This is a genomic window from Bacillus sp. FSL M7-0307, assembly GCF_038627835.1.
GTDB lineage: Bacteria > Bacillota > Bacilli > Bacillales > Bacillaceae > Bacillus > Bacillus altitudinis.
Map to the genome: position 1 here is coordinate 3513850 of NZ_CP152023.1, position 14383 is coordinate 3528232.

Sequence of the window (14383 nt, forward strand, 5' to 3'; positions counted from 1 at the left end):
TGCGGGAGAGCAGGAGTTAAATGACGCCTTGTGCGATCATGGCATCTGCCACTTTGCGAAATCCTGCAATATTTGCGCCTACCATTAAGTTTCCAGAGTGTCCGTATTCTTCAGCTGTCTCGGTACACTGACGATAAATCGACTGCATCATTTGTTTCAACTGACCATCTACTTCTTCAAAAGTCCAAGACATTCTCGCACTGTTTTGCGCCATTTCTAACGCCGAAACACCCACTCCCCCAGCATTTGCTGCTTTTGCTGGTGCAAACAAAATATCATGTTGTTCAAATACTTTGACGGCCTCAAGCGTGGACGGCATATTGGCCCCTTCTCCTACAGCGATGACACCGTTTGCCACTAGTTGCTGTGCTTGCGACTCTGAAATTTCATTTTGGGTCGCACATGGCAGCGCAATATCACAAGGGAGAGACCAAATTTGTTCGCAATCTTCAATCAATTCAGCATGCGGGTGAATGTCTATGTAGGCACTAATTCTCTGGTTATCGACTTCCTTCAGCTGCTTCACTGTCTCAAGTGAAATGCCTTGAGGGTCGTAAATGGCTCCGCTTGAATCACTACAAGCCACAACCTTTCCGCCTAATTCCAATACTTTTTCCATCGCATAAATCGATACATTTCCTGACCCAGACACAACAACAGATCGTCCTTCAAATTGCATTCCGTGGGCTTTTAACATTTCTTCCATAAAGTACACCAGTCCATAGCCGGTCGCTTCTTTTCTTGCTAAACTGCCTCCGAAGCCAGGGCTCTTTCCTGTCAGGACACCTGCTTCATACGCACCACGCATTTTTTTGTACTGGCCAAACATATAACCGATTTCGCGTGCGCCTACCCCAATATCTCCTGCCGGTACATCTTGATCAGGTCCAATATAACGACTGAGTTCACTCATAAAACTTTGAACAAAACGCATGATTTCTCCATCAGATTTCCCTTTAGGGTCAAAATCTGATCCACCTTTTCCTCCGCCGATCGGCAAACCTGTCAGTGCGTTTTTAAAGATTTGTTCAAATCCTAAAAACTTGATGATGCTTGCATTGACCGATGGGTGGAAACGAATGCCCCCCTTATAAGGACCGATGGCACTATTAAATTGAACCCTGAATCCTCTGTTCACCTGTACTTTGCCTTCATCGTCTACCCACGGTACACGAAACATCACAAGCCGCTCAGGCTCAATTAAGCGTTCTAAGATCCCCTGTTCTTCATACTCTGGGTGTTTTGCAAAAACCGGGACGAGGGATTCCAGAATTTCTTTCACGGCTTGCTGGAATTCCGCCTCGCCTGGATTTCGTTTTTCTACATCCTCTAGCACACGGTGGATGTAGCTTTGTGCTGTTTGTGCTGCTCGATCTAAGGTCAACATGTCTCATCTGCCTCCTTGTCAATATCTCACTCTTTGGTTGTTAGATTTTCTCACGCATATTGAGATTAATTTAACACCATTTGTAAAAACTGATCAATATTGATAACAGATGAAAACGATGCCGAAATGAGATAGATCAAGCAGGATCACCTTTCATCATGAAGATGACCCGCTCAAAGAATGACTATCGTGCTAGAAATGACGAACTGGACGTTCAACATCCCGCTTTCTTTGACACATTCATGAAACTTTCACTTTTTCTAGATGATGATCATTCAAAAAAAAGGTCAAAAGTTTTACAACGTCTTTCAATCTTTTCTGAGCTTTTCTCCTCTTTTCCGATCAGGTAAGACAACACACAGCCAATATAAAATAGAAGAAGATGGGAAGTTGATTAACCCAATGATGCCCCAGAACCATTTATAACGCCCTCTTTTCTTAGCATCCATAAATAAGAGAAATCCTTGTGCAAACAGTAACGGCAATACGCACAATAAGATGATCATATCTGTCTGACTCATAAGGAGGACCCTCCTTTAATCTGTTGATATTCCTTGATGCCGACAACCACACAGAGCGGCACGCTCACCACTTGGAGAAGAATGAAGATGATGGGCAAATGAGTAATGGCAGCTGCAAAAAGTGTCATGATGGTCAGACTGACGATGATGTACGCCAGCACTTCTTGTTTAAAACGTTTTTTCTCTTTTTCCTTTGCCTGCTTTAGCATCAACATCAAAGCTTGTTCACTCGGCTTTTCTACTTCGATTTGTTCATCGAGCTCCTGCAGCTCCTCTTTTAAACGATCGGCGAAACGGTCTTCTTTCATCAGTCCCACTCCTTTCGAATTTTCTTGATCCCATGATGAACCCTCGATTTCACCGTACCTTCTCTCACCCCGAGTATCGAAGCGATTTCAGGGTAAGTAAAGCCATAATAATAATGGAGAAGGATCGGTGCTCTCTCCTGAGCCTTTAACTCATTTAAAGCATCCCACATGTCATGCCAAGTATGGCCTTTTTGCTGAACATCCCATTTGAACCGGCGGATGGCTTCTTGATTCGCCTTCCCTTCTCTCGTTTGTTCACGTTTTCTTTTCTTTTGATGATCTAAAAATTGTCTAGATGCAATGGACATAAGCCATGTTGAAAATAATGAATCTCCTCTAAAAGAAGAAAGTTTCATGTACGCTTTGAGCATCGTTTCTTGCATGATCTCCTCTGTCAGCTCTTGTTGAAGGGTCAATTTCATCAAATAACGGTAAAGAAACGAATAATGATGCCGATAAAGGGCGGTAAATGCAGCATCATCCCCCTGTTTTGCCCGCTTGATCCATAAAGTCTCCTCGGTCTGCTCCAAACACGTCCCTCCTTCCTTTCTTTCTCTTATTGATTAGACGACACCGGTGATCGCATCGTTTAAAATAGACCTTCTTTTTTTAAATTGGAGCCTTTTCTACCTGCTGTTCAGCGCATGGATCTATTTGATATCCATTTTTTCTTATGTAATGATTATGACATTTCTTTGTCTCTAACAAAATGACGCTTTTGTAATCATCTTGATTTTCCTTCAAATGGGGAACGTCCTTTTCATAATCACTAGGTTACCCCAATACCTATCGTCAATGATCCTTGTCTCATTTAGATAAATTGAAATAATCATTGCCTTAGTTTCCTTGAAAATCGTGGAATACTTCGTTCCAATTCTTAGCCGATGATACCTTTTTGCGTGCTATGCTCTTCCTACATTCCGAAAGAGGCGATGCTGGCGAAGGAAGGAGGAGCGGTTGAATCGCAGCTTATTTTGGAAACGTTTACATTAAAACAAAATATAGAATGGAGATGTTCATGTTGAAGAAAAAAGTTCCAATGTTAGCTGGTGTGTTAGCGGTTGGTCTCGTGACTTCATTATTTGCGCCAAATGGAGAGGCAAAAGCAGCAACGAAATATCCAGAAAGCCCTTCGATTATGGCCAATTTTAATCAGCAAGGATTCTCCACATTAAATGGCGGTACAACAGGCGGTGAAGGCGGTAAAACGGTGACAGTGAAAACCGGAAATGAACTATTAGCTGCCCTCAAAAGCAAAGGAACAAATGAAAAATTGAAAATCGTGGTAGACGGAACGATTACTCCTTCTAATACTTCAGCCAATAAAATTGATGTGAAAGATACAAACAATGTCTCCATCGTCGGTAAAGGGACAAACGGCGAATTTAACGGGATTGGTATTAAAGTATGGCGCGCCAATAACGTCATCATCCGCAACCTCAAAATCCATCACAGCAAAATCGGTGATAAAGATGCCATCGGAATCGAAGGCGGCTCTAAAAACGTATGGGTCGACCATAATGAACTCTACAACACTTTGAACTCTGGGAAAGATGACTATGATGGGTTATTCGATGTGAAAAATGACTCCGATTACATTACGTTCTCATGGAACTATGTCCATGACAGCTGGAAAACAATGCTGATGGGCAGCTCCGATAACGATAACTACAACAGAAAAATCACATTCCACAACAACCGTTTTGAAAACTTGAACTCTCGTGTACCGTCTATGCGCTTCGGGGAAGGCCATGTGTATAACAACTATTACAAAAACATCCTAACAACAGCGATTAATTCACGTATGGGCGCGAAAATGAGAATTGAACACAACGTATTTGAAAACACGAAAAATGCCATCGGCAGCTGGGACAGCAGTAAAGTTGGTACTTGGCATGTCATCAACAACTCTTATATTAACAGCACAGGTAGCCTGCCAACGTCTTCAACAGGTACGTACAACCCTCCTTATAACTACTCTTTGCTTAACGTGAACAATGTGAAATCAGAAGTTGTATCTAATGCGGGTGTAGGAAAAGTAAATCCTTAATCTCAAAAAAACGTTCGGGCAGAAATGTTCTGTCCGAACGTTCTTGTCATCCATTTTTTACACGACCGAAAATGGACGATCCATTTCATACAGGTTTTGATAACGCAGGTTTTCTTTCAGCAAATCATGATGCTGCCCCTGCATCTCAATGCGTCCACCTTCAATAAACATCATACGATCGCATGCCTCACAGCCAGTGAGATGATGGGTGATCCAAATGACTGTTTTTCCTTTTAACACGCGGAAGATCGTTTCAAGCAATTCACGCTCTGTGCGTGGATCAAGCCCGACGGTTGGCTCATCTAATACAACAATCGGTGTGTTTTGCAGCAAAATCCGAGCTAGAGCCATACGCTGCCTTTCTCCACCAGAGAAACGAACCCCTGTCTCTTGTACACCTGTGTGATAACCTTCTGGCAAAGACTCAATGTAATCGTGCAGCTGCACTTGCCGCGCGGCTTCTTTTACTTGCTCTTCTGTCGCTTCTGGTGAGCCTAAACGAATGTTGTTTAAAACAGACGTATCGAATAAATAGGGCTGTTGATTGAGCACAGAAACATAAGAGGAAATCTCCTCTTGAATGCTTTGTACCGGTTTTCCCTGAATGCTGACGACCCCTTGATTTGGCACGACTGCCCCTTCTAACAATTTTAAAATGGTCGATTTGCCTGCACCGCTCTTTCCTAAGAGAGCGAGCGATTCACCTTGCTTCAGGGAAAACGAAAAATGCTTTAATACATGTTGATCTACTTCATATCCGAAGGTGACTTGATCAAAACAGACCGCTTCAGCGCCATAAGAGACGGGTGTCTCGTCTGCTGCCTCCCTCTCCACTAATCCTTCATACGATTGCTTTTCATAATGATTTAATCTGCTGACGGCATGCTGATAAACAGGAATGTCGCCTGCTGCATCTGACAGCGGAAGAAAGGCTTCTGTTAATGGAAACAGCACAAGCACAAAAGCTGCGATCAGCGTGTGCGGCATAGAACCAGCCTGAACGACCGAGCCGCTCCAATACACGAAAAGGACGACTGCTCCTCCAATGACTAGCTGTGCTAAAAATTGGCGCAGACGGATAAACCGATGCTTTGCCGCTTCGAGTGCTAATAGCTTTGCTTCTTTTCGTTCATAGCCTTCAACAAAATCGTTCTGTCTGCCGCTAAACAACCAGTCACTCACGCCCATGACGGCATCTGTTAAATGGCTGTACAGTTCATTTCTGCCTTTCTTCATTTGAATTTGTCTCGCCCGGTTCACAAGTACTGTGATGTATGGGAATACAAATACGAGCAGCGCCATATAAAGCAGCATCAACCCGGCAAATGGCCATGAAAAAAGCCCAAGTGCTCCAATCGAAGCGGCATATAAAAGCAGCGCACCGATAGATGGAAAGATTGTTTTTAGATACGCATCCTGTAATCTCTCCACATCTTCTGACAACAGTCCAAGCATTTCACCTGTTCCCAACTTAGTCTGTTTGGCACTTCGTTCAGCCATATCATAAAGACGTACCCGCATTTTTTCAATCATCGTCAAAATGAGCTGATGACTCGCCAGTCTTTCTGCATAACGAGCAGCTGAGCGTGAAATACCAAAGGTACGTACTGCCACGATTGGGACATAGACCATCAAGATATTCTCAGGTCTTGTGGCAGCTTTTGAAATGAGGAACCCTGACGTATACATGAGCATAGAAGCAGAAAACACCGCAATCGCCCCTAAAAAAAGCACCAAGGCAAACAGCTTTTGATTCTCCTTGATATAAGGTATAAACCAGCCTTTACTGACCATGTGTGACCGCCCCCATTTGTTCCTGTACCAATTGATAGTACACACCTTTTCTTTTCATTAATGATTCATGAGTCCCCATCTCTGCAATCGTCCCATGATCCATCACAATGATTTCATCCATATCCGTCATCCAATGAAGTCTGTGTGTGGCTAAAAACACAAGTTTATCTTCAAACAATGGAAGCATTGTTTTCTTCAATTCATACTCTGTCTCAATATCCAGATGAGCCGTTGGTTCATCTAACAGCATAATGGATCGCTGGCCGAGCACTGTGCGAGCGAGTGCAATCCGCTGCGCTTGTCCGCCGCTCAGCCCTCTGCCCTGTTCGCCAATGACCTCATCCAGTCCATTGGGGAGATCAGCTACGAGCTGAGACAAACCTGCCTCTTGCACCGCTCTTTCAACGTCTTCATCTGTTGCATTCGGTTCATAAAAACGAATGTTTTCTCTCAGTGTCATGTGAAATAAATAAGGATGCTGCGGCATATAAACAACTTCTTTTTGCCATGCCGCCAGCTGTAAATGAGCAAGCGGCTTTCCGTTTAGGATGATTTCACCTGCAGACGGTTCAACAAAACCGCCGAGGACATCCGTTAACGTCGATTTCCCCGAACCACTGGCACCGATGATCCCAATCTTTTTCTTTCCTTTCACAGTGAGGTCCACATCCTGAATCGAATAAGGAGCATGTTCATCATGCAACACACTGACATCTTGCAGAGTGAGCTCAGATTGCTCATTCCACTCGTTCAGCTGCACGGATTGTGTCTCCTGATCTCGGAAGCCCTTTTCCTCTAAAATCACTTGAATGGCCTCATTCGCTTCTTTTCCGTTTAACGTCGCATGATAATCATTACCTACTTCACGTACTGGCAAAAAATATTCTGGCGCGAGCATCAGTGCGGTCAAAGCCGGCAATAACAAAAGATCTCCTTCAATTAAGCGCAAGCCGAGAAATACAGCGACAGTCGCAATGGACAGCATAGAAAAGAAATCGAGAGCAAAAGATGAAAGAAAGGCGACTTTCAGTGTGCTCATCGTCGCCTTTCGATAACGCTTTGAGACCTCTGCAATATTGCGAGAATGCTTTTTGCTAATCCCTAAGTAGCGAAGCGTTTCAAGGCCACGGAGAGAATCAGTAAAATGATTGGATAATTTCTCATACGATCTCCATTGTTTGGCCGCTTTACGCTGAGCGACAAGTCCTAGCAAAATCATAAAAACAATTAAAATCGGCAGCGTGACAATCAGAATGACAGCAGATGTTTCATCTAATGTCCAAACATAGACAAACACCATCACCGGAATAACTGCCATGTTCACCATTTTCGGCAAAAACAGCTGTAAATACTGACGATATTGGGCAATGCCCTCCATCGCCAATGTCACAAGCTTTCCTGTTCCTTTTTTCTTCGTGAAAGCTGGCCCTAAACGAAAAAGTTGGTCTAACAGCTGCTTTCTGACGTCTGCTCCAATTCCGGAAGAATAGGTGAACATGACCTTCTCCCGCATCAAGGTGAGACCGTGCCGCACCAGAAAGGCAGCAAGAAACAGCAAGACATAAGGCGTTGCCTGCATGAGGCTCTTCCCGTCAAACAGCGTTGTTATGGCATGTGCCAGCCACTGTGCTTGAAAAATAATACTTGCTCCTTGGATGATTGACACAATACCTAAGAGGGCAAGAAGCCCCCTCATTCCTTTTAGTTGAAGCAAACGTTTATCCATTAGTAGGTCATTGGCTCCTTACCGCTTACACGTTTACGGAAGACATAGTAGCTCCAGATTTGATACCCAAGCACAAAAGGCAGCAAAGAAATGGCAACAATCGTCATGACCGTCAGTGAATAAGAACCTGATGCAGCGTTTTGAATGGTGAGGTCGAATGCATGGTTGATCGAACTAATCATGACACGCGGGAATAATGCTGTGAAAAGCATGGTCACCGTCACCATAATACCTGCACCTGTGAATAAAAATGTCCATCCATCACGCTCTTTTCTCATAAAGAATAGAGCCGCTACATAACAAACCACAATGAGTACAGTTAAAGGGATCGTAATGATCGGACGCACGGTATAAATGTCTGTTTCAAGAATAGACACACCAACAAATACAACAAGAACCGGCAGTGCAATCAATAAAACACGCTGGCCGAGCTTTCTTGCACGATTTCTTAAATCACCCTCAGTGCGGAGTGTGACGAAAATCAATCCATGCAGAAGGCAAAGAACCGTCACGGCTACCCCGCCGATCACTGAATAAAGATTCACAAAATCTGTAAATCCAGCGTACATATTCATGCTTTGATCAATGGGCATTCCTCGTAAAATACTTGTGAAGAGCACTCCGAGTAAAAATGGTGGAAGCAGGCTGCCAAAGAAGATCACCCAGTCCCACGTTTTGATCCATGAAGCCTTCTCGACCTTCCCTCTAAATTCAAAGGCGACCCCCCGCCCAATGAGCGCTAGTAGGAGAACCGTAAACGGAATATAGTATCCGCTGAACATCGTAGCGTACCAGTGAGGAAAAGCGGCAAAAATAGCGCCGCCAGCTGTAATCAGCCAGACCTCATTTGCATCCCAGAAAGGGCCAATCGTATTGATTAAAATGCGTCGCTCATGTGCATCTTTTCCAAGCAGCTGCATGGACATCCCAACACCAAAATCAAATCCTTCTAAGAAGAAAAATCCAACAAACAATACTGCGACAAGAATAAACCAAATCTCGTTAAGATATGCCATGATATGCGCCTCCATCAAATGGATCTGTAGACAGGTCCGTTTCATCCTTTTGATCTGTATTCTCTTCAGAATGTGCACCTTTTTTAATTTCTCGAATGAATAAGTAGGCAAGCACGATGGCAAGAATCAGATAAATGGTCGTAAAGCTAATGACTGAGAATAGCAACATGCCGTAAGATACGTTTGGTGAAATGGATTGTGCGGTTGTCATCATACCAAAGACTGTCCACGGCTGACGCCCAATTTCCGTCATGATCCAACCAGCTGAGTTTGCAATAAACGGGAACGCAATCATCCATACCATGAAGCGTAAATACCATTTGTTTGATTCTAGTTTTTTTCTAAAGCTCAAATACAAACCAATCATACTAGCAAAAATCATCAACATGCCGGCACCCACCATGATTCTAAAGCTCCAGAAGGTTGTTTTGACTGGAGGAATGTAATCTCCAGGACCAAACTTGGCTTCATATTCTTTTTGAAGGGTCAGCATGCCTGGCACATCTCCACTAAACTTCGAATAGGCCAAGTAACTTAAAGCAAACGGAATATTGATCTCCGCAGAGTTTTCTTTTTTATCTGTGTCAATGTTGGCAAATAGTGTCCAAGCCGCTGGATCTCCACTATCCTTCCAAAGGGCTTCACTTGCTGCCATCTTCATCGGTTGTGATTCCATTAAGTGTTTCGCTTGATCATGTCCAGAAAACGCCACACCTAAGCCAGAAATGAAAGCAAGCACCATGGCAATCTGGAAAGATTTTTTGAAAAAGGCGACTTCTTGTTTTTTGATCATTTTAAAGGCACTAACTCCTGCGATAAAGAAAGCACCGGTTGCCAATGCACCAAACAGAACGTGCGGGAACTCTACCCAAAGTTGCGGATTTGTCACGAGCGCCCCAAAGTCATTCATTTCTGCACGGCCATTTTTAATCACAAATCCAACTGGCTCCTGCATAAATGAGTTGGCGAGTAAAATCCAAAACGCCGAAAAGATCGTACCAAGAGAAACAAGCCAAATACATAACAAATGAATTTTTTTCGGCAGACGATCCCAGCCGAATATCCAAAGTCCAATAAATGTAGATTCAAGGAAAAAGGCCAATAGCGCTTCAATGGCAAGCGGTGCACCAAAGACATCACCGACAAACCTTGAATAATCAGACCAGTTCATCCCAAACTGGAATTCTTGCAGAATCCCTGTCACCACACCTACTGCAAAGTTAATTAAGAAAAGGTGACCCCAAAATTTCGCCATCTTTTTATAAATCTCTTTTTTCTTGACGACATAAAGGGTTTGCATCAATGCAACGATAAATACCAAACCTATAGACATAGGAACAAAAATAAAATGAAATAATGTCGTTGAGGCAAATTGAAATCTTGCTAAAAACAGCTCACTCACAGCCTTACATCCTCCCTTACTTTCGCATGCCGAATGATTCGAGATATTTATGCTCACCATTTCACAAAAAATTCACTATTTGTTCAATGATTCACAAGTAAAAGTCCATTTGATATGGTTAACTCGGTGAAATTTTACTCTTGATTTTCATTCGGTTAGTTATTTATACCTGTACTTTACACCCATGCGCTTCAAAAATAAAGTAAATTTTACCTAAAATTTGGATGGGATTGTGTCAGTTGTTTGAATACTTTGTCAAAAATATGTGACGGAAAGAGACAATCACAAAAAAAATAGCGCTGCTTCTTCGCTGCAGCGCTTTTGAATATTTAGGCTTTTTTCTGTAAAGCGGGTCTTGTCACTTGCACTTCATAGTACGTAATTTTGTTTTTTAACAGGCCTTCAGGTTTCGCCTTTCCATGAGCGTGCGCATCACCAAATGCCTGGGATTTTGTCCAATTCACAAAGTCTTCTTTTCGATTCCAGCGGGTGTGAATGGTCACTTCATCGTAATCAGTTGTCTGCTGAGTGACCCATACTTCCATACCTAAAAAGCCTTCCATAAATTCTACTTGTCCCTGCTTGTTAAACCGTTTAACAAGGTGGTCGGCACTGCCTTTTTCTACTCTTACTTGGTTGTTTACAATAATCATGTTTGGTTCATCTCCCTTTTGTTGTTGAATGGAGGCAATGGGGATAATGAGCGGATGCGGTCCGTCTAAGTGAACCTCTGCCTGAATCCCAAAAACCTCCTTGAAAAAGTCTTCTGTTAACACTTCTTTTGGTGAGCCAATTTGATGCACCTGACCTCGCTTCATAGCAATGAGACGGTCACAATATTTTGCGGCCTGCTGCAAATCATGGAGAACCATTAAAATGGTGATGCCATGTGTTTGATTCAGCTGTTTGAGCAGCTCCAGTAATTCAAGCTGATGTGCAATGTCTAAATAAGTGGTTGGCTCATCGAGAATGATGGTTTCTGTCTTCTGAGCCAGTGCCATTGCAATATATGCCTTTTGTCTTTCTCCGCCTGATAATGTATGGAGCATTCTGTTTTCATTCATGCGGCTATTCGTCACCTCAAGCGCCCACTCAATCGCTTCATGATCTGACGTGGTGCTTTTTTTCCAGATGGAACGATGCGGACTGCGTCCAAGTGCGACCAGCTCACGTACTGTCATCGATGGAATGGCGGTTCTTGTTTGCATGAGAACTGCCACCTCCTTGGCGATCTCCTGTGCCGTCATCTCTTTTTGCGGGATGTCGTGAATGTAAATCATGCCGCTTTCGATTGAGGTCAGTCGTGCGGCCGCTTTGATAAAAGTCGACTTACCTGACCCATTCGGGCCAATGATTCCGGTCACACTCCCTTTAGGAACAGCTGCTGAAATGGAAGACAGCCGAAAGCCGCCTTGACTGAGACTCACGTCATCCATTGCAATGACATCCAACTTAACCCCTCCCTTTCTTTTTTAATAAATAGAGGAAGAAAGGTGCACCGATGCAGGCAAGCAAGATCCCTACAGGCAATTCAACCGGTGTAAACCAGACCCGTGCCGCTGTATCGGCAAAGACCACAAGCACGCCCCCTCCAAGCATTGAAATCGGTAGCAAATACCGGTAGTCATCTCCGATTAAAAGACGGATAAAATGAGGCACAACAAGCCCGACAAATCCGATTAAACCACTGACACTGACAGCCGCTCCAGCTAAAAGAGCGGCCAGCGCAATGAGAAAAAATCGAGTCCGCTCTACTCGAAGGCCCAATAGCTGAGCCGATTCATCGCCAAGCAAAAGGAGATTGGACGGTTTAATGGCGAAAAAACAAAGACATAATCCAGCCAGCGCATATGGCGACACAAAGCTAAGATGATGCCAGCTCCGTCCGTTTAATCCGCCTGATAGAAAAGGCAAAACAGCCTGCACACGCTCACTATAAAGCACCATAAACCCATTCATCACCGCACCAAGCAACGCATTGACGGCAACACCTGCCAAGATCAATTTAAGCGGTGAAACCCCTTGATCAAATGACAGCATATACACGACAAGAGCTGCTAATAAGGCGCCCAGAAAAGCGGCTGCCGGAAGCAAATACGTGAATTGTGGAAGAACAATCATGCTGAGTACAGCAGCTAACCCGCCGCCCGCGGTCACACCAATGATCCCAGGATCAGCAAGTGGATTTCGGACAACTCCTTGTAAAATCGCCCCTGATGCTGCGAGACAGGCCCCAACGAAAAAACCAATGAGCACACGCGGCAGCCGTAAATCCATGACAATTTTTTCATGAACAGGCAGACCTGATCCCGTGAAGACAGCCATTAAATCCGTCAGCGATAATTGGACAGAACCTACCGCAAGTCCTAGACAGACGCCCACACATAAAGAGAGAAACAATCCTGGTAACAGCCATTTTCGTCTTGACTGCCTTTTTTGAAAATCTAGTTCTTCATTCATCTTCATGGTGACAATCGCTTCAATTTCTTCTCTAATTCATCGATCGCTCTGATGACTTCTGCGCCTGGATTTGTCCCAAATAGGTCACTTGGTAGAATCTCAACGTGTCCATTTTTGACAGCTGATACATCGTGCCACGCCGCATTTTGCTTCATTTCACTCATAAAGCCTGCTTTGACATCTTCAGGATTGCTGTGTGTCATCAGCAAAATGAGATCTGGATCGGCCTCGATTACCTTTTCTGCATTGATTTGTGCATATTGCGGAAACTTTTCGAGTGCTGGTTCATTTTCAGCAATATTCGCACCACCAGCGATCCGCAGCAGATCACCGCTTAAAGATTGTGGAAGTGCCGCCATATATGTGCCAGGCGCACCATATACAACGAGCGTCTTTACTTTTTTCTCAGGCTGCTTCACTTGCTTGATCCGCTGATCGATTTGAGCATTGAGCGCTTTGGCCTTTTGTTGCTTTCCAAGTAAATCACCAAATAAAGTAACTTGACGCTGGATGTCCTTCACTGAGTTGGCACTTGTCAAAAAAAGCTGTGAACCAATTCCTTCTATAGTAGAGATATCCTTGCTGTTTAATGATTCATTTCCAAGCACCACATCGGGCTTTAAACTCGTGATCAGCTCGACATCAAATTGATGGGTTGTGCCAATTGATTGTACAGACTTTGCCTTTTGTAGATTGTCTGGCAATTCGGCAGTTGGCCGGCCGACAACTTGACCACCTAAGGCATAAATGATGCTCATGTCGCCAGTTGACAACGAGACGATCCGTTCAGGTGATTCATGAAACGATAATGTTCTGCCGGCAAAATCCTGAATGTTGAGCGCACCTTGCCCGCTCCCATTCTCGGCCGGCGCCGCCTGGCTGCATCCGCCGAGGAGAAGCACGACGACGAGTCCTGCCCAAATCACATGTAAACATTTCAACCGTCTGTCTCTCCTTTTCTAGTAAACTTTCTTTAGCTTCGCCTGTACCACGAGACGCTTGTTTTTAGGTGCCAGCACATGATCACAGGTCGATAATGTGAGAATCAAGTCATCTGTGGATACGTCTGTTTTCGTTTGATAGATGGACTTCTTACGAACAGCTTGCAAGTAGTGTGCATATTCACCAAGATCCTGAAAATCAGTCTGAATATAATCAAAGTCGACTGTCGTTTCATACACAGCAAAAATCTCTGCTTCATAGCTTTGGTACAGCGTGTCGTACTGAAATGTGCGATGATCTTGGAAGAAATCTTTTTTTAAATAGTTTGTGAGACCAGCAAACATAGACCCATCCCTCATCCGGTGACCGTACACCACTGTATTGGGACTTTCATGCAAGACGTCATTACGATAATCCATAAAGATACTGCCTGCCCGTGTGTCATCCTTTACATAATTACGAGTTAAATAGAATGCATTATCGTTTGACTGAACAATTGGATACTGAATCATCGTGTCCTTCATATCAATCCAACCGACAATGTCTTGATTCACCTTTCGCAAATCATCAAATGACTGACGGATTTCTCCAGGTTTTCGCTGTTTCATTCCATCCTCGTGTGTGTAAAGTGTCTGAGCCTTTGCAAGCACCTGACGATTTTGATAATAGCCAAAGAGCTCCAAGCCAATGGCAGTACCGCTATATAGAAAAACACCTAAACAGACGATCGTCAGCATTCGCTGCCCGATCCTTTTCCCTCGTTTCACACTGTCTCAC

Annotated in this window: 13 protein-coding genes; 1 reads left to right on the plus strand and 12 read right to left on the minus strand. The window is 43.9% G+C overall.

Annotation, left to right across the window (positions count from 1 at the left end; translation table 11 throughout):
• Window positions 1–16: 16 nt before the first annotated feature.
• The 4 genes from gdhA to sigY form a co-directional block, all read right to left on the minus strand.
• Window positions 17–1387, minus strand: coding sequence for an NADP-specific glutamate dehydrogenase (gene gdhA / locus MHI41_RS18010; protein WP_342494378.1), 1371 nt, complete (start codon window positions 1385–1387; stop codon window positions 17–19).
• A gap of 308 nt (window positions 1388–1695) precedes the next feature.
• On the minus strand, window positions 1696–1908 hold the full coding sequence (locus tag MHI41_RS18015) for a hypothetical protein (protein WP_017368315.1): 213 nt from the start codon (window positions 1906–1908) through the stop codon (window positions 1696–1698).
• Complete coding sequence (locus MHI41_RS18020) at window positions 1905–2216, minus strand: YxlC family protein (RefSeq protein ID WP_008345570.1); 312 nt, start codon at window positions 2214–2216, stop codon at window positions 1905–1907. The genes MHI41_RS18015 and MHI41_RS18020 overlap by 4 nt, the downstream gene beginning before the upstream one ends.
• Window positions 2216–2746, minus strand: a complete 531-nt coding sequence (gene sigY, locus MHI41_RS18025; RefSeq protein ID WP_241511627.1) for an RNA polymerase sigma factor SigY — start codon at window positions 2744–2746, stop codon at window positions 2216–2218. The genes MHI41_RS18020 and sigY overlap by 1 nt, the downstream gene beginning before the upstream one ends.
• Before the next feature lie 488 nt (window positions 2747–3234).
• Between sigY and MHI41_RS18030 the strand changes: the two genes are divergently transcribed.
• Window positions 3235–4266, plus strand: a complete 1032-nt coding sequence (locus tag MHI41_RS18030) for a pectate lyase (RefSeq protein ID WP_138826679.1) — start codon at window positions 3235–3237, stop codon at window positions 4264–4266.
• 57 nt (window positions 4267–4323) lie between these two features.
• Here the strand turns inward: MHI41_RS18030 and cydC are convergent, their stop codons facing one another.
• From cydC to srtB, 8 genes are all read right to left on the minus strand, one after another.
• Window positions 4324–6060, minus strand: coding sequence for a thiol reductant ABC exporter subunit CydC (gene cydC, locus MHI41_RS18035; protein WP_272511242.1), 1737 nt, complete (start codon window positions 6058–6060; stop codon window positions 4324–4326).
• Entirely contained in the window at window positions 6050–7786 is a 1737-nt protein-coding gene (cydD, locus tag MHI41_RS18040) for a thiol reductant ABC exporter subunit CydD (RefSeq protein ID WP_272511243.1), read from the minus strand. The genes cydC and cydD overlap by 11 nt, the downstream gene beginning before the upstream one ends.
• Entirely contained in the window at window positions 7786–8802 is a 1017-nt protein-coding gene (cydB, locus tag MHI41_RS18045; protein ID WP_017368319.1) for a cytochrome d ubiquinol oxidase subunit II, read from the minus strand. Before cydB ends, cydD begins: the two co-directional genes overlap by 1 nt.
• Window positions 8789–10204, minus strand: a complete 1416-nt coding sequence (locus tag MHI41_RS18050; protein WP_073413150.1) for a cytochrome ubiquinol oxidase subunit I — start codon at window positions 10202–10204, stop codon at window positions 8789–8791. The genes cydB and MHI41_RS18050 overlap by 14 nt, the downstream gene beginning before the upstream one ends.
• A gap of 329 nt (window positions 10205–10533) precedes the next feature.
• Window positions 10534–11655, minus strand: coding sequence for a heme oxygenase (isdG, locus tag MHI41_RS18055; protein ID WP_035702523.1), 1122 nt, complete (start codon window positions 11653–11655; stop codon window positions 10534–10536).
• A gap of 1 nt (window position 11656) precedes the next feature.
• On the minus strand, window positions 11657–12670 hold the full coding sequence (locus MHI41_RS18060; RefSeq protein WP_342494379.1) for an iron ABC transporter permease: 1014 nt from the start codon (window positions 12668–12670) through the stop codon (window positions 11657–11659).
• The gene (locus MHI41_RS18065; protein WP_342494380.1) at window positions 12667–13605 is read right to left on the minus strand and encodes an ABC transporter substrate-binding protein; all 939 of its coding nucleotides are present in this window, start codon (window positions 13603–13605) and stop codon (window positions 12667–12669) included. The genes MHI41_RS18060 and MHI41_RS18065 overlap by 4 nt, the downstream gene beginning before the upstream one ends.
• An 18-nt stretch (window positions 13606–13623) precedes the next feature.
• Window positions 13624–14373: a class B sortase gene (gene srtB, locus MHI41_RS18070; protein ID WP_058213457.1), complete on the minus strand. Its 750-nt coding sequence runs from the start codon at window positions 14371–14373 to the stop codon at window positions 13624–13626.
• Window positions 14374–14383 lie beyond the last annotated feature (10 nt).

Coding starts and splice junctions, on each gene's coding strand:
- MHI41_RS18030 (WP_138826679.1), top strand. CDS start 3,235: ATGTTGAAGAAAAAAGTTCCAATGTTAGCTGGTGTGTTAGCGGTTGGT.
- MHI41_RS18020 (WP_008345570.1), bottom strand. CDS start 2,216: ATGAAAGAAGACCGTTTCGCCGATCGTTTAAAAGAGGAGCTGCAGGAG.
- cydC (WP_272511242.1), bottom strand. CDS start 6,060: ATGGTCAGTAAAGGCTGGTTTATACCTTATATCAAGGAGAATCAAAAG.
- cydD (WP_272511243.1), bottom strand. CDS start 7,786: ATGGATAAACGTTTGCTTCAACTAAAAGGAATGAGGGGGCTTCTTGCC.
- MHI41_RS18015 (WP_017368315.1), bottom strand. CDS start 1,908: ATGAGTCAGACAGATATGATCATCTTATTGTGCGTATTGCCGTTACTG.
- MHI41_RS18060 (WP_342494379.1), bottom strand. CDS start 12,670: ATGAAGATGAATGAAGAACTAGATTTTCAAAAAAGGCAGTCAAGACGA.
- cydB (WP_017368319.1), bottom strand. CDS start 8,802: ATGGCATATCTTAACGAGATTTGGTTTATTCTTGTCGCAGTATTGTTT.
- gdhA (WP_342494378.1), bottom strand. CDS start 1,387: ATGTTGACCTTAGATCGAGCAGCACAAACAGCACAAAGCTACATCCAC.